This is a genomic window from Enterobacter sp. N5-15 (genome assembly GCF_057221635.1).
In genome coordinates this window covers 3939262-3962406 of the sequence record NZ_CM170150.1, presented here as the reverse complement: position 1 = coordinate 3962406, position 23145 = coordinate 3939262, and the positions used below count along the sequence as shown (strand labels likewise).

Below are 23145 nucleotides of genomic sequence, written 5' to 3'. Positions count from 1 at the left end.
ATATGAAAAAGTCTTTCGCGCTGTTCACCCTGCTGGCAGCCTCATTTACCGGTTTCGCCCATGCGGACGACGCCGCCATCAAACAGTCGCTGGCTAAGCTTGGCGTCACCGGTAGCGATATTCAGCCTGCACCGGTTGCCGGCATGAAAACGGTGCTGACCAACAGCGGCGTGCTGTACGTCACCGAAGACGGCAAACACATTATTCAGGGGCCAATGTACGACGTGAGCGGCGCGCAGCCGGTGAACGTCACCAACCAGCTGCTGATGAAAAACCTGAACGCGCTCGAAAAAGAGATGATCGTCTATAAAGCGGCGCAGGAAAAACACGTCATTACCGTCTTCACCGACATCACCTGTGGCTACTGCCACAAGCTGCATGAAGAGATGAAAGACTACAACGCGCTGGGCATTACCGTGCGTTACCTGGCCTTCCCGCGCGCGGGCGTGCAGAGCCAGCCAGAGCAGGACATGAAGGCGATCTGGTGTGCGAAAGACCGCAACAAAGCGTTTGACGACGCGATGAACGGCAAAGGCGTTAAGCCAGCCTCCTGCGACATTGATATCGCTAACCACTACGCGCTCGGCGTGCAGTTTGGCGTGAGCGGTACGCCTGCGATTGTCCTGAGCAACGGCTATGTCGTTCCGGGCTATCAGGGACCGAAAGAGATGAAAGAGTTCCTCGACGCGCACCAGATACAGTTTGGTGGTAAATAATCCGCGTGAAAGCCCCAATAAAATTGCGCCGCCGCGAGGCGGTTGAACCGCTTGATTTGCCAGACGATCTCCCGGCGCTGCTTAAGCGCCTCTACGCCAGCCGCGGCGTGCGTAGCGCTGAGGATCTTGAACGCAGCGTGAAAGGGATGCTGCCGTGGCAGCAGCTGAGCGGTATCGAAAAAGCCACTGAAATGCTCTACAACGCGCTTCGTGAGGGAACGCGGATTGTGGTGGTGGGCGATTTCGATGCCGACGGCGCAACCAGCACCGCGCTGAGCGTGCTCAGCCTGCGCGCGCTGGGCTGCGATAACGTCACGTATCTGGTGCCGAACCGTTTTGAAGACGGCTACGGCCTCAGTCCGGAAGTGGTCGATCAGGCCCACGCCCGTGGTGCACAGATGATCATGACCGTCGATAACGGGATCTCTTCCCATGCGGGCGTCGATCATGCTCACGCTTTGGGGATCCCGGTGCTGGTCACCGATCACCACCTGCCGGGCGAAACGCTGCCGGATGCGGAAGCGATTATTAACCCCAACCTGCGCGACTGCGATTTCCCATCGAAATCCCTCGCAGGCGTGGGCGTGGCGTTTTATCTGATGCTGGCGTTACGTACCCTGTTACGCGACAAGGGCTGGTTCGACTCCCGCGGTATTGCCGTACCGAACCTGGCCGAATATCTCGATCTGGTGGCGCTGGGTACCGTCGCGGACGTGGTGCCGCTTGATACCAATAACCGCATTTTGACCTGGCAGGGCTTAAGCCGCATCCGGGCAGGCAAGTGCCGTCCGGGGATCAAGGCGCTGCTGGAGATTGCTAACCGCGATCCGCTCAAGCTGGCGGCAAGCGATTTGGGCTTTGCCCTCGGGCCGCGTCTTAACGCAGCCGGAAGGCTGGACGATATGTCCGTCGGCGTGGCGCTGCTGCTGTGCGACAACATTGGTGAAGCACGCGTGCTGGCCAACGAGCTTGACGCGCTGAACCAGACCCGTAAAGAGATTGAGCAGGGGATGCAGGCCGAAGCGCTGACCCTGTGCGAAAAGCTTGAGCGCAGCGGCGATACGCTGCCGGGCGGCCTGGCGATGTACCATCCTGAGTGGCATCAGGGCGTGGTCGGCATTCTGGCGTCGCGCATTAAAGAGCGTTTCCACCGTCCGGTGATCGCGTTCGCCCCCGCGGGCGACGGCACGCTGAAAGGCTCTGGCCGTTCGATTCAGGGTCTGCACATGCGCGATGCGCTGGAGCGTCTTGATACGCTTCACCCGGGTCTGATGATCAAGTTTGGCGGCCATGCGATGGCGGCAGGCCTGTCGCTGGAAGAGGCGAAGTTCGACGAGTTTCAGCGGCTGTTTGGTGAACTGGTCACCGACTGGATCGACCCAGCCCTGCTGCAGGGGGAAGTGGTGTCCGATGGCGAGCTTTCACCGCTTGAGATGACGATGGACGTGGCGCAAATGCTCCGCGATGCCGGCCCGTGGGGACAGATGTTCCCGGAACCGCTGTTCGACGGGCGTTTCCGCCTGCTGCAGCAGCGTATCGTCGGTGAACGTCATCTGAAGGTGATGGTTGAACCGGTCGGCGGTGGCCCGCTGCTGGACGGCATCGCCTTCAACGTTGACACAGCGGTATGGCCGGACAACGGCGTGCGCGAGGTCGAGCTGGCGTACAAACTGGACATCAACGAGTTTCGCGGTAACCGCACCCTTCAGATCATCATCGACAATATCTGGCCAATTTAGCGGCAGTAATCTCTATAAAAAAGGGCGTGGATTCGGTACAATCCCGCTCTTATCACCGCATTTTGACAAGTCCATAAAAGAAAACAGACCATGTTTGAAATTAATCCGGTAAAAAACCGTATTCAGGACCTCACGGAGCGCTCTGACGTTCTTAGGGGGTATCTTTGACTACGATGCCAAGAAAGAGCGTCTTGAAGAAGTAAACGCCGAGCTGGAACAGCCGGACGTCTGGAACGAACCTGAACGCGCACAGGCGCTGGGTAAAGAGCGTTCCTCTCTCGAAGCTATCGTAGATACGCTGGATCAAATGGCCCAGGGGCTGGAAGATGTTTCCGGTTTGCTGGAGCTGGCCGTCGAAGCCGACGACGAAGAAACCTTTAACGAAGCCGTGGCAGAACTCGACGTGCTGGAAGAGAAGCTGGCGCAGCTTGAGTTCCGCCGTATGTTCTCCGGCGAATACGACAGCGCTGACTGCTATCTCGATATTCAGGCAGGTTCTGGCGGCACCGAAGCGCAGGACTGGGCCAGCATGCTGACGCGTATGTACCTGCGTTGGGCAGAAGCGCGCGGCTTCAAAACCGAAATTATCGAAGAGTCTGAAGGTGAAGTCGCGGGTCTGAAATCCGTCACCATCAAGATCATTGGCGATTACGCCTACGGCTGGCTGCGTACCGAAACCGGCGTTCACCGCCTGGTGCGTAAGAGCCCGTTCGACTCCGGTGGCCGCCGTCATACCTCCTTCAGCTCCGCGTTTGTTTACCCGGAAGTTGATGAAGATATTGATATCGAAATTAACCCGGCGGACCTGCGTATCGACGTTTACCGCGCATCCGGTGCGGGTGGTCAGCACGTTAACCGTACGGAATCTGCGGTGCGTATTACCCACATTCCAACCAACACGGTAACGCAATGCCAGAACGACCGTTCCCAGCATAAGAACAAAGACCAGGCCATGAAGCAGATGAAAGCGAAGCTTTATGAGCTGGAGATGCAGAAGAAAAATGCTGAGAAACAGGCGATGGAAGACAACAAGTCCGACATCGGTTGGGGCAGCCAGATCCGTTCTTACGTCCTTGATGACTCCCGCATCAAAGACCTGCGTACCGGGGTTGAAACCCGCAACACGCAGGCGGTGCTGGACGGCAGCCTGGACCAATTTATCGAAGCAAGTTTGAAAGCAGGGTTATGAGGAACCAACATGTCTGAACAACAAGCACAGGGCGCTGACGCGGTAGTCGATCTTAACAACGAACTGAAAACCCGCCGCGAGAAGCTGGCAGCGCTGCGCGAGCAGGGCGTGCCGTTCCCGAACGATTTTCGTCGTGACCATACCTCAGACCAACTGCACGCTGACTTCGACGCTAAAGAGAACGAAGAGCTGGAAGCGCTGAACATCGAAGTGGCCGTTGCAGGCCGCATGATGACCCGTCGTATCATGGGTAAAGCCTCCTTCGTGACCTTGCAGGACGTGGGCGGCCGTATTCAGCTGTACGTTTCCCGTGACGACCTGCCGGAAGGCATCTACAACGAGCAGTTCAAGAAGTGGGACTTGGGCGATATCCTGGGCGCGAAAGGTAAACTGTTCAAAACCAAAACCGGTGAACTGTCTATCCACTGCACCGAGCTGCGTCTGCTGACCAAAGCCCTGCGCCCGCTGCCGGACAAATTCCACGGCCTGCAGGATCAGGAAGCGCGCTATCGTCAGCGCTACCTGGATCTCATCTCTAACGATGACTCCCGCAAGACCTTCAAAATTCGCTCCCAGATCATGGCCGGTATCCGCCAGTTCATGGTCAACCGCGACTTTATGGAAGTGGAAACCCCAATGATGCAGGTGATCCCTGGCGGCGCGTCTGCGCGTCCGTTCATCACCCATCACAATGCCCTGGACCTGGACATGTACCTGCGTATCGCGCCGGAACTGTACCTGAAGCGTCTGGTGGTCGGTGGTTTCGACCGCGTGTTCGAAATCAACCGTAACTTCCGTAACGAAGGTATTTCAGTTCGTCATAACCCAGAGTTCACCATGATGGAACTCTATATGGCGTATGCGGATTACAAAGATCTGATCGAGCTGACCGAATCCCTGTTCCGCACCCTGGCGCAGGATATTCTGGGCACCACCGAAGTGCCGTACGGTGAAGAAGTCTTCGACTTCGGCAAGCCGTTCGAAAAACTGACCATGCGCGAAGCGATCAAGAAATACCGTCCGGAAACCAACATGGCGGATCTGGATAACTTCGACTCTGCGAAAGCCATCGCGGAAAGCATCGGTATCAAGGTTGAGAAGAGCTGGGGTCTGGGCCGTATCGTGACCGAGATCTTCGAAGAAGTGGCCGAAGCGCACCTGATTCAGCCGACCTTCATCACCGAATACCCGGCTGAAGTCTCTCCGCTGGCGCGTCGTAATGACGAGAACCCGGAAATCACCGATCGTTTCGAATTCTTCATCGGCGGCCGTGAAATCGGCAACGGCTTTAGCGAGCTGAACGATGCGGAAGACCAGGCTCAGCGTTTCCAGGATCAGGTTGACGCAAAAGCGGCAGGCGACGACGAAGCCATGTTCTTCGACGAAGACTACGTGACCGCGCTGGAGCACGGCCTGCCGCCAACGGCGGGTCTGGGTATTGGTATCGACCGTATGGTCATGCTGTTCACCAACAGCCACACCATCCGCGACGTGATCCTGTTCCCGGCGATGCGCCCGGTGAAATAAGACGTTAAGATGTAAAAAAAGCCCCGAAAGGGGCTTTTTTATTGCGCCGCGAAGGCTTTGAGCTTATCGCGGGCAGTTGTCGCTTCCATGACCATCCACGGGCTAAAGGCCCAGGGCGTCGCGTCCAGCGCACGGAATAACGCGTCCAGCTCAACCCACTGATAGTCCATCACTTCATCTTCGTTTATCGTCACGTCATTGGTGATGCGGGCAGCGAATACCGGGCAAATCTCGTTTTCCACGATCCCGGACGGGTCGGTTTCCCGATAGCGAAATTCAGGGGCGACGGCGGTGATATCGGCCAGTTCAGCGCCCACTTCAAAGCGGCAGCGGCGGATTATCGCCTGTATCGTCTCTTCGCCGGACTGCGGGTGGCCGCAGACGGAGTTGGTCCAGACGCCGGGCCAGGCTTTTTTGGTTAAGGCGCGTCGGGTGATCAGACATTCGCCGTTTGCGTTAAAAAGCCAGGAAGAGAACGCCAGATGCAGCGGGGTATGTAAGGTGTGCGCGGCGTATTTTTCCTGAGTGCCAATCACCATTCCCTGGTCGTTTACCAAAATAACGTGTTCTTGAATACTCATTGATGCTCCAGTGCCAAAATGCCGAGTGGTTCAGCACCATCAGCCGGATCATTATACGGCATTCTTATACGAACGGTTTGGCTCGTAGAGCGGAAAAGGGCATGACCCATATTCGTTTTGGCTGTTATCATAGTGCGCCATTCACGCTGACCGAGGATCTGTTTTGTTTGCAGGAAGCCTGACGAGAAACCCCATCACCGCCATTTTTTGCCTGACGCTGACGCTATTACTGGCGGGCTGTTCCGGGAGCAAATCTTCGGATATGGGCAGCTATTCCGGTTCGGTCTATACCGTTAAGCGCGGGGACACCCTGTATCGAATTTCGCGCGCGACGGGGACCAGCGTGAAGGATCTGGCGCGGCTGAATAACCTCTCTCCGCCCTACACCATCGAAGTGGGACAGCAGCTGAAGGTTAGCGGCGGATCGTCCTCGGGTAAAAAATCCTCTTCGAAAGGCAAAACTGCCAAAGTGACGCCGTCTTACGCGGTGCCGCAGTCGTCCTGGCCGCCGGTCGGTCAACGCTGCTGGGTCTGGCCTGCCAGCGGTAAAGTGGTGCTGCCGTACTCCCTGTCTGAGGGGGGTAACAAAGGTATTGATATCGCGGCTGCACGCGGTACGCCGGTTTATGCCTCCGGGGCAGGGAAGGTGGTGTATGTCGGTAACCAGCTGCGCGGCTACGGTAACCTGATCATGATTAAGCATGGCGAAGACTACATCACGGCCTATGCGCACAACGACACGATGCTGGTCAACAACGGGCAGAACGTCAAAGCCGGGCAGAAGATTGCCACCATGGGCAGCACCGGTACGGACGCGGTGAAGCTGCATTTCCAGATTCGCTATAAGGCGACGGCCATCGATCCGCAGCGTTATCTTCCTGCGCCAGGCAGCAAACCGAAGTGCTAAGTGATTATTTAATCGCCGGTTAGTTGCGAAGAGGCTTGTATGAAGGTGTGTAAGGTCTATAATGCCTTACGCACCTCAAAGCGGGCGTAGTTCAATGGTAGAACGAGAGCTTCCCAAGCTCTATACGAGGGTTCGATTCCCTTCGCCCGCTCCAGATTTTCCTGATGTTATCCTCCTTTTACCCTGCCAATGCTTTTCCATACAGGTATCGTCATGCTGTTGTTTGATCGCTTCAACGAAGTTATCACGCATGCCTCCATATTCAGCGCTGAGTTATCAGGCGCCATCAGAATTTGCAGCACGATGAATGCAACGGGTAATTTAATCTGCACTGCTAGCTGATGTTTATATCTAACTATTGGGATGGGTGGTTAATATATTGTGAAAGAAGAAATGATGAGGAAATAATAAAAATTTCAGATATGACGCTCTTCGTCGTAACGGGGTTTATTTTTTTAAACTTAACACAAATATTGCTACCAATAATAGTAGCCCTCTTTTTGAGACTATTCCCTATTGCTCCAAAACTGGCATACTGTAGAAAACCAGAAAAATATTATCCTTTTATATGCGCTATTACAGCAAAGCCGTCTTTTTTTGCTCGTTATTTTTTTGCTCTCTGAGCCATGCAGCCCCCCTTACTCCTGCTGACCGGGACACAGTGCGTCAGCAGCAGGAGGAACTGTTATTAAAGAACCAGCAACAGCGTGAAGAGCTGGAGCGCAGTATTCCTCGCCCCGCGCCCGCCAGACCGCTGCCCGTTACCGGCTCCGGGCCCTGTTTCACCATTAATACCATTACCCTTTCCGGCGCGACCTTAATCCCCCCGAAAACCCGTCAGGCCCTTGTTGCGCCGTGGCAGGGCCGGTGTCTGGATATGGCGAAAATAACGGAACTTCTCGCCCATATTTCTGACTGGTATATCAGCCGCGGATATATCACCAGCCGCGCCTTTCTCACCGAACAGGATCTCTCCGGCGGTCAGCTGAATATTGTTGTGCTGGAAGGGCGGCTGGAAGCGATCCGTCTGGAAGGCGAAACGCCGCGAATGCTGAAAATGGCGTTTCCGGGACGGGTGGGCGGCATCCTTAATTTACGCGACATCGAACAGGGTATGGAGCAAATTAACCGTTTGCGCGCCGAACCGGTTCAGATTGAAATTCTTCCGGGAACGCAGGCCGGATATTCCATCGTTAATCTCACGGCTAAACCGGAATTTCCGTTAAGTGCATCCGTAAGCCTGGATAATAGCGGGCAGAAGAGCACCGGTGAAAACCAGCTTAACGGCGTGCTCACCGCCAATAATATGCTGGGGCTGGCGGATAAATGGTTTGTCAGCGGCGGGCGCAGCAGTGATTTTGCCAGCGCGTACGATGCGCAGAATTTCCAGGCGGGCGTCAGCGTACCGTTTGGCTACGGGCTGCTGGACTACAGCTACGCCTGGAGTAACTACCGGACCACCATCAGTAACCAGGGATTCAACTGGCTCTCCACGGGCGATACCAGAACCCACCGCCTTAACGCGTCATGGGTGGTTTTCCGCAACGGGGATGTGAAAACCGGCATTGCGGCAGGCGTGGTTCAGCGCTCCAGCCGCAACTGGCTGAACGACGCGCCGCTGCAGAGCAGCACGCGCAACCTCTCCAGCCTGGTCCTGGGAATTACCCACACGCAAAAAATGCTGGGCGGCGTGGCGACCTTCAATCCGACCTGGAGCCACGGCATGCCGTGGTTCAATGCCGAAACCGACGAAAATAAATCCGGGGATATGCCGCGGGCAGAGTTCCGTAAATGGAGCCTGAACGCCAGCTTCCAGCGTCCTGTCGCCCGCAACGCGTGGTGGCTGACCAGCGCCTACGGCCAGTGGTCGCCCGACCGGCTGTACGCCGCCGAGCGCCTGACGCTCGGCGGCGAAAGCTCCGTGCGCGGTTTTAAAGAACAGTACCTGTCCGGGGATAACGGCGGCTACTGGCGTAACGAGCTGGGGTATTCCCTCTTCACCCTCCCGGTGATTGGCGCGGTGAGCGCAACGATCGCCGTTGACGGCGGCTGGCTGGAAAAAGATCGCCAGGACCGCTTTGCCTCCGGCACGTTGTGGGGAGGCTCGGTGGGGCTGAGCAGCGCAGGGCGCTGGTACAGCAGCCAGATTTCGGTCGGTACGCCGTTGCACTACCCCGACTGGCTCGGCCCGGATCATGTGAGCGTTAACTGGCGCATTGCCTTCATGCTTTAAGAGACTCTACGACTATGGATACCCGTCACCCTCCCGTTCGTTTCTCGCAGCGTCTGATTAGCTGGATTGTCTGCGGCCTGATGGTCTGGCAGCCGATGGCACCTGCCGTCGCGGCGGCGCTTACGCCGGCCGGGCAGACCACGGTCGATCGGGCCGGGAACGGGGTGCCGGTCGTCAACATTGCCACGCCGAACGGGGCGGGCATTTCGCATAACCAGTTCGGTGAGTATAACGTCGGCAAAGAGGGGCTTATCCTCAATAACGGCACGGACCGTTTAACCCAGACCCAGCTCGGCGGGCTTATCCAGAACAACCCCAACCTGCAGGCCGGGCGGGAAGCGAAAGGCATCATCAACGAAGTCACCGGCGCCAGCCGCTCGCAGCTGCAGGGCTACACGGAAGTCGCCGGTAAGGCGGCAAACGTCATGGTGGCCAACCCGTACGGGATCACCTGTAACGGGTGCGGATTTATCAACACCCCGAACGTCACCCTGACAACCGGCAAGCCGCAGTTTGACGCCAGCGGTAACCTGCTGGCGCTGGATGTCACGAAAGGGGCCATCACGGTTGAAGGCCAGGGGCTGGACGCCAGCAAGAGCGACGCGCTGTCGATTATTGCGCGCGCAACGGAAGTGAACGCCGCGATCCACGCGAACGACCTGACGGTAACGGCAGGGGCGAACCGCGTGGGCGCAGACGGCAGCGTCAGGCCGATTACCGGTGAGGGCGCCGCGCCCGTGGTGGCGGTGGATACCGGCGCGCTCGGCGGGATGTATGCCAACCGTATCCGCCTGGTCTCCAGCGAGACGGGCGTGGGGGTGAACCTCGGCAACCTCACCGCGCGCCAGGGCGATATTCAGCTGGATGCGGGCGGCAAACTGACGGTCACGAACAGCCTGGCCAGCGGCTCGGTTAGCGCGAATGGCGCGGGGGTGGCCCTCAGCGGCAGCCATCAGGCCGGTGGCGCGCTGAATGTGGCCAGCTCGCAGGATGTGGAACTCAATAACAGCACGCTCGCCAGCCAGGGCGATATGCGCCTTTCCGCTGCGGGGAAAATGCAGACGACGGGCGGCGGGACAAACAGCGCGGGGGCGCTGGCGGTCAGCAGCGGGCAGGCGATGTCGCTCAGCAACACCTCCCTTATCTCCCGCGGCGCGGCGACGCTGGACAGTAAAGGCACCCTGACCGTCAACGGCGGCGGCGTGTCGGCACAGGGCGGGGCGCTGACCGTCGCGGGCGGGCAGGGAGTGGCACTTTCGGATGCGACGCTGACAGGCCAGGCCGACACCACGCTGTCCACCGGCGGCAGCCTGACGCAGCGCGGCGGCAGCGTCACCAGTAAGGGCGCGCTCAGCGTGGCGGCCGGGAAGGATATCACGCTGACGAATACCCGCAGCGGAAGCGATACCCGCACGACGCTGGCGGGCGGCGGCACGCTGTCATCCACGGGCAGTGCGGTCTCGGCAGGGGAGAGCCTGGCGCTGAGCGGCGGGCAGCTGGTGCTGGACGGCCAGAGCCGGGCCGATGCCGCGGCAGATATCCGCCTGACGGGCAGCACCGTCAGTAGCCAGGGGCAGGTGAATGCGGGGCGCGACATAACGCTCTCCGGCGACAGGGTGTCAAACGGCGGCCAGCTGGCGGCGAAAGGCCATCTGGACGTGAACGCCGGAGACCTGACGAACGGCGGCACGGCGCAGGGCAACGACGTCACCCTGAAGGGGCAGACGGTCACCAATAACGGCACCCTGCAGAGCGGCAGCAGCCTGGCGTTAAGCGCCGGAACCCTGGAGCAGCGGGGCACGCTGAGCGCGAAAGGCAATGCGAACGTCACGGCGCAGCAGACCCTGCGTAACGGCGGCAGCCTGCTGGCGGACGGCGCGATGAACGTGACCGCAGGCACGCTTGAGCAGAACGGCACCCTGTCCGGCGCGACGGCGCTGACGGCGCGGGCCGGTACCCTGACCAGCGGTCAGGCGTCCCGCACCACCAGCCAGGGCAACGTACAGATTACCGCGACCCGCAGCGCCAGCCTGAACGGGCAGACGGACGCGGCAGGGGCAGTCACCGTCAGCGCCGGCGACCTGACCACCGGCCGGGATGCGCACCTGCAGAGCGGGCAGGGGCTCACCCTGCAGGCGCAGAATGCCGCGCTGAACGGCACGCAGGCGGCGAAAGGGGCCCTGTCGGTGACGGCGGGCACGATTGCGCACGCCGGGAAATCCACCGGTGACACGCTGAGCCTTAACGCGACCGGCGACCTGACCAGCGGCGGAGAGCTTACCGCCAGCGCCATCACGCTCGGCGGACAGAACATCCTCCAGTCCGGCGCCGCAAAAGCGGACCGCATAACCCTGACGGCCCCCGGGCGTATCACCAGCAGCGGCTCTCTGGTTGCCGGTACCCTCTCGCTGGATGCTGCCTCGGTGGAGAACGGCGGGCTGCTGCAGGGAACCACCCTGCTCGGCCTGAATACCGGGTCACTCACGAACCTCGCTGGCGGGTCGGTCTACAGCGCACAGGATTTAACGCTGAACGTTCCGGTGCTGGCCAACAGCGGGCTTATCACCACCGACGGCACGCTGCGCATTAAAGGCGACACGCTGACAAACCAGGGCGAAATCAACGGCGTCAGCCTGAGCGGTGAGTACCTCAGCCTGACCAACACCGATACCGGACGCCTGCTGGCGGACGACCGGCTCACGCTGAACGGCACCACGCTTGCTAACGCGGGCAATATAGCGGCCAGCGACCTGCACATCACGGCGGACAGCCTGGAGAACCAGGGCACCGTCGAGGGGGACGCGGCCCTGACGCTTGACGTGGCAGACCTCACTAACCGGGGCGCGCTGCGCAGCAGCGGAACGCTGACGCTCGGCGGCGATACGCTTGCCAGCAGCGGCGAGCTCAGCGCCACCGCGCTGCTGCTGAACCTGACCCGTCAGGTCAGCAACGAGGCCGGTGGCCGGGTGATTGCCCGGGACGGCCTGACGCTGACCGCCGCCAGCCTGACGAACAGCGGGCTGATGGCCGGCACCGACGCGCAGTTTAACAGCGCGTCGGTGACCAACGGCGGCACCCTGCAGGGAACCCGCTCCCTGACGGCGACGGGGACACAGCTCAGCAACCTGCAGGCGGGCATGCTGCTCTCCGGTGGCGCGCTTGACCTGCACCACGCCACCCTGAACAACGCCGGGCTTGTGCAGGGCAACACCCTGAACCTGGCCACCGGCGAGTGGATTAACACCGGTAACGCGCTCGGGGAAGCGGGCGTGACGGCGGCGGTGACCGGGGCGCTGACCAACAGCGGTAAGGTGCTCAGCCAGCAGGCGATCGACGTTCAGGCCGGCAATACCGATAACCGGGGCCAGCTGCTGGCGAAAGTGCTGACCCTGCGGGGCGACCTGCAGAACAGCGGCCTGCTTCAGGGGAGCAGCACGCTGGCCTGGTCCGGCAACACCTTCGCGAACCAGGCTCAGGGGCAGGTGACGGGCGGCGAGGCCCTGACCCTGAGCGGACAAACCCTCAGCAACGCGGGCAGCCTGCAGGGGCGCAGCGCGACGCTGGACGCCGGGAGCCTGAATAACCAGGGCAGCGTTCAGGCGCTGGACGCCCTGACGCTTGCCGCGACCGGCAGGCTGGACAACACGGGCGCCCTGCTCAGCCAGAACCTGTTCACGCTGACGGCGGCGCAGCTGTTTAACGACGGCCGGCTGGCGGGGAAAGCGCTCACGGTGAACGCCGCGCAGCTGAATAACACCGGCATTCTGCAGGGTAACGACACGCTGGCGCTGACCACCCGCGCCCTGAGCAACGGCGCCGCCGGGCAGCTGGTGAGCGGCAGCGACCTGAATGTGTCCCTGGGCACGCTCGATAACGCCGGTCTGCTGCTGGTGAACGGCGGGTTTACCCTCCGGGGCAGCGACCTGACGAACCGGGGCGATATTCAGGCGCAGAGCCTGGATTTGGGCCTGAGCAACACCCTGACAAATACAGGGAACCTCGTTGCCACCGGCGATGCCGCGCTTCACGCGACGACGCTGACCAGCAGCGGCACGGTGGCGGGCAAAACGCTGACCGCAGGCGCGGCGGAGCTGCGCAACAGCGGTCTGATGCAGGGCAGCAGCGCGGTTAACGCCACCGCCGACCGCTTTATCAACGAGCTGAACGGTAAATGGCTCTCCGGCGGCGGCTTCACGCTGACGGGCGGACAGCTGACCAACGCCGGTACGCTGCAGGGCGCGACGCTGGGCATGACCGGCACCACCCTCACCAACAGCGGCACGGTGAACGGGCAGGCGGGACTCGGCGGCACGCTGAGCGGGGCGTTAACCAATACCGGGCTGCTGCAGAGCGGCGGCGCAACCACCTTCACCGCGGACACCCTGGCGAACCCGGGGCGCATCACCGGCGGCACGCTCTCCCTCACTGCCCGCGATATGAACAACGGCGGGCTGATGCAGGGAACGAACGGCCTGGCGCTCACCGGCACCACGCTGACCACGGGCGCGGCCTCGCGCACCCTCTCGGGCGGCATGCTGACGCTGGACGCAGGCCAGCTGACCACCCAGGGCACGCTGCAGGGGAACGGCGCAGATATCCGCGCCAGCGACTGGACGCACGGCGGGTCCCTGCTCAGCCAGGGGGCGCTGACGGCCACGACCGGCGGCACGCTGACCTCAACCGGCTCGCTGATGAGCCAGGGCAGGGCGGATATCACCGCACAGACGCTGGATAACCGCGGGCAGCTCCTCAGCGAGGGCGATGTGACGCTCGGCGGCAGCTCCCTTACAAACAGCGGCACCGTGCAGGGGAACACCCTCGCGCTGCATCAGGGCAGCATTAACAACCAGGGCACCCTGACCGGCCTGCAGAGCCTGACCGTTCAGGGGCAGCAGCGGCTGATGGCGCGCATGGCGATGGCCGCGCCGCAGCAGGCGCTGATTAACGGCGCAGGCGGCAAATTGCTCACCCAGGGCACCCTGACGATTGCGTCCGGCGCGGTGACCAACGCCGGAAGCTGGCAGGCACAGAACATTGTGCTTAACGCCCAGTCTCTCACCAACAGCGGCGCGGTGCAGAGCGCCGACGCGCTGCAGATGACGCTGGCCGACGCGCTCACCGGAACCGCGGGCAGCAGGATCACCGCGCTGGGCAGCGCCACGCTGCAGGCCGCCACGCTGGCGAACCAGGGGCAGTGGGCGGCGAAAAACCTGACGCTGACCGGCGGCACGCTCAGCAACAGCGGCGCCATCAGCGGGGTGAATGGCCTGACCCTCAGCCAGACCGGCGCGGTCAGCCAGCAGTCGACCGGGACCCTGCTCTCCGGCGGGGCGCTGAACGTCACGGCGGCCTCCGTCACCAGCGACGGCAAAATGCAGGGGAGCACGCTCGGCATCACCACCGGGGCGCTCACCAACGGCGGACGTCTGCAGGGCGATAACGGCGCGACGCTGGCCCTCAGCGGGACGCTGACCAACAATAGCGGGGGCGAAATCGTCAGCCGCGATGGCCTGACGCTGACCGCGCCCGCGCTGTTTAACTACGGCCTGATTCAGGGCGGCGGCGAGACGCGCGTGACCGCCTCCTCGCAGGCGCGTAACGACGGCAGGCTGCTCTCCGGCGCGCGCCTGACGCTCGGCACGCCGCAGTTCACCGGCACCGGCTGGCTGCAGGCCACCGACCTGATACTCAATGCGGCAAACGCCGTCAACGGCGGCACGTGGGTGGCCGACCGGGCCACCCTGACCGGCACCGCGCTTGCCAGCCAGGGCACCACCCAGGCGGGACAGCTGACGGTTAACTACGGCCAGCTGAACAACAGCGGCACGCTGCTCGGCAACGCGCAGCTGAACATCAATGCCGACCAGGTGACCCAGAGCGCGGGCGGTAAGCTGCTGAGCGGCGGCAACCTGTGGCTGCAGAGCCGGGGGCTGGATCTCACCGGCCAGCTGGTGTCCCTGGGGGATTTAACGCTGCAGCTGACGAACGCGTTTACCAGCCGGACCGCTGTGGCGGCAGGCAGAACCCTGACCATCAGCAGCGGCGGCGACATCGATAACCGCAGCGTGCTGCAGGGGCAGGCGGTCAACCTCAGCGCGGGCGGGCAGCTCAGCAATAACGGACAAATCACCACCGGCGGCGGCACCAGCACGCTCTCCGGCAGCAGCGTGGCGCTGAACGCCGCGGGCGCGGTGCAGGGCGGGGGCGACATCACCGTGGCCAGCCGGAGCAACATTACCGTCGACGGCTTCACCGGCACGCGCGGCTCGCTGACCCTGAGCGCACCGGGCTCCATCGTCAACACCGCGCTGCTGTACGCGGCGAATAACCTGGCGCTGTACGCCGACAGCATCACCAACCAGCGCGGCGACATCATGGCGGGGAACAACCTGTGGATGCAGCGGGATGCGGCGGGGAACGCGAACAGCCAGGTGGTGAACACGTCGGGGAATATTGAGACGCAGAATGGGGATATTGGGATCAGGACCGGGCATTTGCTGAATGAGCGAGAGGGGATCAGTGAAACCCGCAACTATCAGGCCGCGACGGGCAGTCCTGCGGCAAGCGGCGCGACATCTATTAGTGTAAAAGTCACTGACCTATCCCCTGATGAGTGGGGGTATATCTACACGATCATAAATAGTTTCGGAGGTGGAGGAGCCACATCCGTTGTCGCACCCATGCCAAATGGGGCAGTACAACGTTATCTGGTCGGATCGACCGTGGTCAATGTCACTGCAACAGGAGGTGTAGCGCGCATCGCCGCTAAACGCGATCTGACTATCAATGCCGCTACGCTGAACAACCGTGCCGGTTATTTACTGGCCGGGAATGGGATGAGCCTTTCCGGCAACAGCCTGAATAATCAGTCCTGGCTTGGTTATTCAGAGGATGAATATAAGGTCTATCGTTATAGTGGGAAAACAGGCAAGGTATCCAGCCTGAAAGGAAGTCCCGCCTCCGGCAACGATAACAACCGTCGTGTGACTTATACGCTGGATGGCGCACCTCAGTACGAAACCCATACCACCGATCAAGCCCTCCGCGCAGTGATTCAGGCCGGTGGTCAGGTCACTGCTAATTTCACCAGTAATATCAGCAACACGGCGACGACTTCGAATGGCGGAGGAATAAGCAATGCCATTCCTGCGCCGTCGCTGAACTCTCTCAGCAACCAGACCATCGGCAGCGGTGTTCAAAAGCAGGGGCTGAACGCTACCGGCACCGTGGCGGTGAACTCGCCGCAGTGGAACGATCAGCTTCAGGGTGCGCTGCAGCAGCTTAACGGCGGCGGCGCGCTGGAAAACGGCGGCGCGTCCGGCACGTCTCTCAGCAACATTGCCACCACGCAGAAAGGCAACGCGAACCTCGGCCAGCTGGGCGCGCTGGCGAACGCCGGGGTCACCACCGCCGATCTCCGAACCGCTCAGGGCGGTGCCGTCGGGCATTATCAGGGCCAGCGCGTCGATACCAGCGCTTACCCGCTGCCGTCGGGCAACAACGGCTATTTTGTCTTCTCCGACAACCCGAAAAGCCCGTACCTGATCGGCATCAACCCGAAACTGAACGGTCTCGGGCAGCTTGATCCCGCCCTGTTTGCCGACCTGAACGCGATGCTCGGGGTCAAACCGTCGTCCACCGCGCCGCAGGAGGCGCGGCCGGCGTTTACCGACGAGAAGCAGTTCCTCGGCTCGTCCTATATGCTGGGCCGCCTCAACCTGAACCCGGATTACGATTACCGCTTCCTCGGCGATGCGGCGTTCGATACCCGCTATGTTTCCAACGTGGTGCTCAACCAGACCGGTAACCGTTACCTGAACGGCATCGGCTCCGATCTGGATCAGATGCGCTATCTGATGGACAACGCCGCGGCGGCGCAGCAGTCGCTGGGCCTGCAGTTTGGCGTCTCGCTGACCGCCGATCAGATTGCCGCGCTCGACCACAGCCTGCTGTGGTGGGAGAAAGCCACCGTCAACGGCGAAACGGTGATGGTGCCGAAACTCTACCTGTCGCCGAAGGACGTCACCGTCAATAACGGCAGCGTGATCGCGGGCAATAACGTCACCCTGAAGGGCGGCGACATCACCAACAGCGGCAGCTCGCTGCTGGCGAAAAACAGCCTGACGCTCGACAGCCAGAACAGCATCAGCAACCTCAACAGCGGCCTGATGAAAGCGGGCGGCGACCTGAACCTGAGCGCCATCGGCGATATCAATAACATCAGCTCCACCATCAGCGGCAAAACGGTCGCGCTGGAGAGCCTCGACGGCAGCATCAACAACCTGACTCAGGTTGAGCAGATTGATATCAACGCCGGAGGTAAATACGGCAACATCGGCCTGAAAGACACCCTGCTGGGCAACACGGCGTCGATTACCGCGCAGGATGGCCTGTCGCTTGAGGCGGGAAAAAACATCACCGTTACCGGGGCGAACCTGGCCTCCGGCGGGGATATGCTGCTGAACGCGTGGGGCGATATTGCCGTCAACGCGAACCAGATTAACGACGCATTCAGCTCCAGCCGGGAGAAAACCAGCCGTTCGTCCGTCACGTATCAGGGCAGTAACGTCACCGCGGGCGGCAACCTGCTGGTGAATGCCGGGCACAACCTTGACGTGACCGCCAGCGACCTGAAGGCGGGCGGCAGCGCGGGGCTGAGCGCGGGCAACGATCTCAATCTGAACGCGGAGCAAACAAGCGAAAGCAGCCGTAAAGGGAAAAGCGAATCCCACAGCACCGGGCTCGACCGCACCACGATTTCCGCAGGCGATAACCTGGTCCTGAAGGCCGGGCAGGATATCAACGCTCAGGCCGCCGCGCTGGCGGCGGAGAAAAGCGTCGGGCTGCAGGCGGGTCGCGACGTGAATCTGGCTGCGGAAGAGACCACGCAGGGCGACAGCTATAGGTCAGGCCGTAAAAAAGTGATTAATGAGTCGGTTCGCCAGTCGGGAACCGACATCACTGCGGGTGGGAATGTGACCGTTGTCGCCGGACGGGATGTGACGGCACAGGCAGCAGATGTCTATGCCAAAGGCGATACAGCCGTGGCCGCCGGGCGGGATATCACCCTTTCCACTGCAACGGAAAGTGACTATGCATACCGGGAGGAGAAAAAGACGTCCGGTGGATTCCTCAGCAAGAAAACCACTCACACCATCCACGAAGAAACGCATACGCGTGAGAAAGGTACGCAGCTTTCCGGCGACAACGTTGCTCTCCGGGCTGGTAACAACCTGACGGTACAGGGCTCGTCAGTTGCCGCTGAGCGCGATGTGGCACTGAAGGCTGGAAATGATCTGACCGTGGAGGCAGCAACCAACACCGACACGTTCTACGACATGAAGAAGACGAAGAAATCCGGCGTTTTCTCCAGCGGGTCGGGATTGGGTATCACCATCGGGTCGCAGTTTTCAAAAAGCACCCGACAGGGGGCAAATACGACGCAGAGTGATGCCCGCAGCACGGTGGGTACTACTGGCGGTAATGTCATTATCAGCGCCGGAAATGACGTCCAGTTGAGTGCGGCAGATGTGGTTGCCGGAAGAGCGAAGGATGATTCCTCCCGTAAAACCGGCCATATCGATATCACTGGCGACAGCATCGCCATCCTTCCTGGACGGGATACGACCACTGAGTCCATGAAGCAGGAGGCTAAATCGTCTGGCGTAACTGTCAGTGTGAAAGCGCCATTCGAAGACACGGTGCGTAACGTGCGCGATATCGTGCGCGGTAAGGGCAACAGTGGCAACAGCACCGTCGATAAAGTGAAGGGACTGGGGGCAGAAGGCGGTGCGCTCGGTCTTGACGGACCCGGGCAGATGATGGCCATTGCCGCAGGCAGCAGCCGGTCTTCCTCTGAGTCGCACTACGAGGGCGAGTTTAACAGCGGCAGCCATCTTGCCGCCGCAGGCAATATCCAGATGACTGCCACCGGTAAACAGGGAGGCAGCAACAGCGGCAATATCCTGATTGCCGGAAGCCAGGCTAAGGCCGGTGAAACGGTGATCCTCGATGCGAAACGCGACGTTGATATCACCACCTCAACAGACAGCGAGAAACACAGCAACAGCGCAAAAAATAGCGGCTGGAATCTTTCGAGCGCCCTGAGCGCCGGAAGTGCTGTTCGCGCCATCTCGGGTGGGGGTTCCCACGGCAATCAGCTTCTCCCGGGCGGCATGAACAAGGCAGAGAACAACGGTAACGATACCCGGACCACTCAAAACGCGTCGGTCATTCAGGGCTCAGATATTTACGTTAACAGTCGTGACGGCAGCGTGGATATCAGCGGCAGCCTTATGACCGCCACGGACGATCTTCTGCTGTCAGCCACAAATGGGGATATCTCCGTTTCTGCCGGACGCAATACATCGCGCACTGAGAGCAGCGGCAGCAGCAAATTGCTGGGAACGCTGGGAGGCGATGGTTACAGCGCCACGGCAGGCTACCGCCATGAAAAAAACAGCAGTCGGGAAGATAGCAGCCTCGAAAACGGATTGCGCAGCCAGCTAAGCAGCAAAAACGGTAACGTTGTCGCGCAGGCCGGTAACGATCTCTCCCTGTCAGGTACGGATATCCGTGCCGGTAAATCGGTCTCACTCAGTGGCGAAAATGTCCTCATGGGGGTGAGCCGGGATACCCGTGACGGTGAAAACCACAGCAGCAGCGCCCAGTATGGTGTGACGGCATCTGCTGGCGGCTGGGCTGTTGAGGCTGCAAAAGCCGCTGAGACGGCTGCACGCAGCGCAGAAAATGGCGATGACCCGAGGCTGACCGCCATCAGAACAGGTCAGTCGGCGGCAACCGCGGCGCAGGGCGCTATGTCGGATTCGTCGCTCATCAAGGCTAAAGTGTCTTTAACGGCGGGGACGTCATCTCAGGACAGTCGTTACCACAGTACCGACACGCAGGGCACCACCATTAATGCCGGCGAGAATGTCTCTGTTCGTGCCGGAAACGACATTGCCGGCACGGGGGTACAGATCGCGGGTAAACACGTGGCGCTGGATGCGGGGCGGGATATTCTGCTGTCTGCCTCCCAGAACACAACCCACTCTGAGAGTAAAAACAGCGGCAGCCAGTTCAGCGTCGGTGTCGGTGTGAGCCTGATTGGTGCGCAAAACGGCATCTCGGTGGAGCTGGGAGCGTCACAGCATAAGGGTAAGGAAAACAGCCAGTCACAGCGCAATACGAACAGTGTTGTCCATGCTGATGAACAGCTTACGGTGAACAGCGGGCGCGACACTACCCTGAAAGGTGCGGAGCTGGAAGGTAATCGTGTGGTGGTGAACACCGGGCGCGATCTGACCATCAGCAGCGTGCAGGATACGGCCAGTTATGACAGCAAGCAGTCTTCGTCAGGCGCGTCCCTCAGTCTGTGCATACCGCCACTGTGTTATGGTGCCTCTTCCGGTAGCGTCAGTGCATCGGGTGAGAATATCACCCAGAATGGTAAGAGCGTTTCTGAACAGAGCGGGATATTCGCAGGCAAGGGCGGCTTTGCTGTCACCACCGGAAATCATACCCAGCTTGACGGCGCGGTGATTGCATCCACGGCGTCTGCAGATAAAAATAGCCTCGACACGGGTACGCTGGGTTTCAGTAATCTCCACAACGAGAGCCAGACCAGCGGCAACGGCTACACGGTGGCGCTTTCTGGCAGCGCGGGCGGCAGCGGAAACGGTGAAAACCGCAACCTGGCACCGGCAATCGGTACGGGCCAGGCAGAAGAGAGCCACACCGGGACGACCTCATCAGCGGTGAGTGGCGGTAGCATTGTCATTCGCAACCCGGCGGGACAAAAACAGGATATTGCCGACCTGAGCCGTGATACGGCTGGCGCCCACCACGGCGTGGACGTGAACGGTGATGTGCAGAAGGTCAGGGATAACCTGGCGGTCCAGAGCGAAGGCGCGGCGCTGGCCACCTCTGCGCTGGATGCTTACGGCAAGTATGCGGAGCAGAAAGCGCGGGAATCCAATGCGGCGCTGGGCGCGAAACTGGCATCTGAAGGAAAACTGCAGGGCGATACGCCGCAGGAGCAGGAAGCGTTCCTGAAGACGCAGCCCGGATATCAGAATACCGAGTACGGTCCGGGGAGTGCCTTCTGGACTAAGGGCAGCGCAGCGGCGGGATTACTGGCAGGTGCGTTTGGCGGTAACCTGAAGGCAGGGGCGGCAGCAGGGGCGGCCCCTCTGCTGGCGACCCTGGTCAAGGAGCAGAAAGACCCGACAGCCCGTGCCGCGCTGCACGGTATTGTGGCGGCGGCGCTGACGCAGCTGAGTGGCGGGAGCAGTGCTGATGGCCTGAAGGCTGGTGCCATAGGAGCCATTACGGCCTCGGCGATGACTGACCATCTGGTCAGCGCGCTGTATGGAGATAAAAAATCCAGTGACCTGACAGCAGAGGAGAAACGGCTGGTCAGTAGCCTCGTGAGTATTGCAGGTGGTCTGGCGGGCGCTGCAGTGACGGATGGCAGTGTCTCCATGGCGGCGACGGCGTCGGAAACGGCGAAGGTGGAGGTTGAGAATAACTCGCTGGGTGTCGTTATACAGGGCGGTAAGCTGGCTGCGCAGGGATGTCTGAAAATTTCTGCTTGCCGTGATCGGCTGGTTGCCAGTGGTCTGGGTGCTTTGCTGGGGATTGGTGCATCCACATCAGCAATGGATACATTGTCTCAAGATGAGCAGTTACATCTGATCTATGTGGCCTCGCTCAATGATCCATCCCAGCTAAGCCAATTAAATGATGCTCAGAAAGCGGCATATGAGTCCCTGACAGGTAAGACGATCACCAGTACTGGTGGTACGCAGGTCATCAATCCGGGACCATCAAACACTGGTGGAGACCGGACTGTAACCGGAAATGTGCCTTCAAATACAGGGAATAACCAGTCCTCGGGTCAGGGTGCAACCAATACAGGTAACATTGATGGAAATCCGGATACGGGCGGCAATACTACGGTTACACCGATTCCAGAAGGCCCAAGTAAAGATGATTTGGCTTATCTGGATAAACCTGCAAACTTGTCACCTGAAGGTTCCGCAAGGTCTGGAGCTTTCAATGAAGCTAAAAGGAAATCGGGTATCCCTGTAAGCCAAAGCCCGAGTAAAGTATATCCAAATGTTGATAAACGGAATAACCCTCAACCAGGATATATATATGAATTTGAAGTGCCCAGACCTGGCGGCGGAACACAGAAAGTATATATCCGTGATGATGCGGGTGGTCATTTCTTTACGGATGACCCAAGCCAAAATAGAGGCCCACATTTTAATGATGAAAGAGGTAATCATTATGACTACTAACTATGTCAAGCGATATGCTGAAAATATAAATATCAAAAATGATATTTGTGATCTTAGCGGTTTACTCCCTGGTATGAATGAGATAGCAGCCGTAAGTTGGGAATTGCCTAATTGTTCCCGTAAGGAGTTTGGTGCCTTCCTGTTAAATGAAATGTTTTCTACAATTACTGATGGTGAATTAAATTGTTATCATGTAATGGTAGAGTTAGTTCCAGAGCAGCCTGATACGGCGATAGTTAATTATAAAAAAACATGGGGGTTGATTGAAAATTCAGGTGTGAAATTAGAATCTTTTCAAGATAAGTCTTCTTTTATTGATAAGGGAAGTCGTGGGTTAATACTAACAGGAACTTGTCGTATTTCTTGTTCTCTTCATGGTGAGATTCAGCAGCTAATAAACACTGAAGAGAAATTGTTTTTTTCTAATTTATCGCCAGACTTGAGTATTTCTTTTGAATCTCAACCAAAGCGACTAATAAAATGGATTGAAAATATACTGCATAATAATGGGGTTGTTTTTTTTATGTTGGGGCAGTTTGATGAAAATGACTCAGAGGTTGTTGCTATCGGCAAAAGAATTGTTTTGGAAAAAATTATATGATTTTTGTTAATCATTATACACATATGAAAATAACGATGACACGCCTAATGGACATGCTAATATGCATGGCGATTTTCACCGGGATAGTTGTGTGTTCCGACAAAAAAACGCCGGGTCAAAAAGTTGCTGCTTTGGAAATGCATCAGCAAAATGACTTATAACCTGCTGACTAGAGGGAAATTGGCTTTGGGCCCTCAATAATCGCGTCGGAACGAGTTGTTGTTGAGAATAACTCGCTGAGTGGTGACCGGGCTCGCGAAGCGGCAAAACAGACTGCTGAATCCCTGAAAAATCAGGTAAGAGACAAGCTGGGCGAAGGTGCAACCTCTGCCATCGCGAATGGTATTA

At 59.4% G+C, this 23145-nt stretch carries 9 protein-coding genes and 1 tRNA gene; 9 read left to right on the top strand and 1 reads right to left on the bottom strand.

Features of this window, described 5'->3' with window-relative positions; all coding sequences use genetic code 11:
- The first annotated feature begins 2 nt into the window (after positions 1 to 2).
- The 4 genes from dsbC to lysS all read left to right on the top strand — a co-directional run bounded on the left by dsbC (position 3) and on the right by lysS (position 5171).
- Positions 3 to 716, top strand: a complete 714-nt coding sequence (gene dsbC, locus AC2TE5_RS18630) for a bifunctional protein-disulfide isomerase/oxidoreductase DsbC (RefSeq protein WP_484612173.1) — start codon at positions 3 to 5, stop codon at positions 714 to 716.
- A 5-nt stretch (positions 717 to 721) separates the two neighbouring features.
- Positions 722 to 2455 carry a single-stranded-DNA-specific exonuclease RecJ gene (gene recJ / locus AC2TE5_RS18625; protein ID WP_484612172.1) on the top strand — a complete coding sequence of 578 codons (1734 nt, stop codon included), beginning with the start codon at positions 722 to 724 and terminating at the stop codon, positions 2453 to 2455.
- 90 nt (positions 2456 to 2545) lie between these two features.
- Positions 2546 to 3644, top strand: a protein-coding gene (gene prfB, locus AC2TE5_RS18620; RefSeq protein WP_154816141.1) for a peptide chain release factor 2 whose coding sequence is annotated in 2 segments (ribosomal slippage) — positions 2546 to 2620 and positions 2622 to 3644 — 1098 coding nt in all. Because the reading frame shifts where the segments join, the coding sequence is not laid out codon by codon here.
- Positions 3645 to 3653: 9 nt separating this feature from the next.
- Positions 3654 to 5171 carry a lysine--tRNA ligase gene (gene lysS, locus AC2TE5_RS18615; protein ID WP_339275155.1) on the top strand — a complete coding sequence of 506 codons (1518 nt, stop codon included), beginning with the start codon at positions 3654 to 3656 and terminating at the stop codon, positions 5169 to 5171.
- Between the two features lie 38 nt (positions 5172 to 5209).
- On the opposite strand, the gene idi is transcribed toward lysS, so the two are convergent.
- Positions 5210 to 5752: an isopentenyl-diphosphate Delta-isomerase gene (gene idi, locus AC2TE5_RS18610; protein WP_211438569.1), complete on the bottom strand. Its 543-nt coding sequence runs from the start codon at positions 5750 to 5752 to the stop codon at positions 5210 to 5212.
- Between the two features lie 163 nt (positions 5753 to 5915).
- Here idi and actS point away from each other — a divergent pair, with 163 nt between their 5' ends.
- The 5 genes from actS to AC2TE5_RS18585 all read left to right on the top strand — a co-directional run bounded on the left by actS (position 5916) and on the right by AC2TE5_RS18585 (position 22797).
- Positions 5916 to 6659 (top strand): amidase activator ActS, encoded by a 744-nt coding sequence (gene actS / locus AC2TE5_RS18605; protein ID WP_058840909.1) that lies wholly within the window; start codon positions 5916 to 5918, stop codon positions 6657 to 6659.
- An 80-nt stretch (positions 6660 to 6739) separates the two neighbouring features.
- Positions 6740 to 6813 (top strand) — tRNA-Gly (locus AC2TE5_RS18600).
- 414 nt (positions 6814 to 7227) lie between these two features.
- Entirely contained in the window at positions 7228 to 8892 is a 1665-nt protein-coding gene (locus tag AC2TE5_RS18595; protein ID WP_484612171.1) for a ShlB/FhaC/HecB family hemolysin secretion/activation protein, read from the top strand.
- Between the two features lie 14 nt (positions 8893 to 8906).
- The gene (locus tag AC2TE5_RS18590; protein ID WP_484612170.1) at positions 8907 to 22196 is read left to right on the top strand and encodes a hemagglutinin repeat-containing protein; all 13290 of its coding nucleotides are present in this window, start codon (positions 8907 to 8909) and stop codon (positions 22194 to 22196) included.
- On the top strand, positions 22186 to 22797 hold the full coding sequence (locus AC2TE5_RS18585) for a hypothetical protein (protein ID WP_484612169.1): 612 nt from the start codon (positions 22186 to 22188) through the stop codon (positions 22795 to 22797). Before AC2TE5_RS18590 ends, AC2TE5_RS18585 begins: the two co-directional genes overlap by 11 nt.
- Positions 22798 to 23145 lie beyond the last annotated feature (348 nt).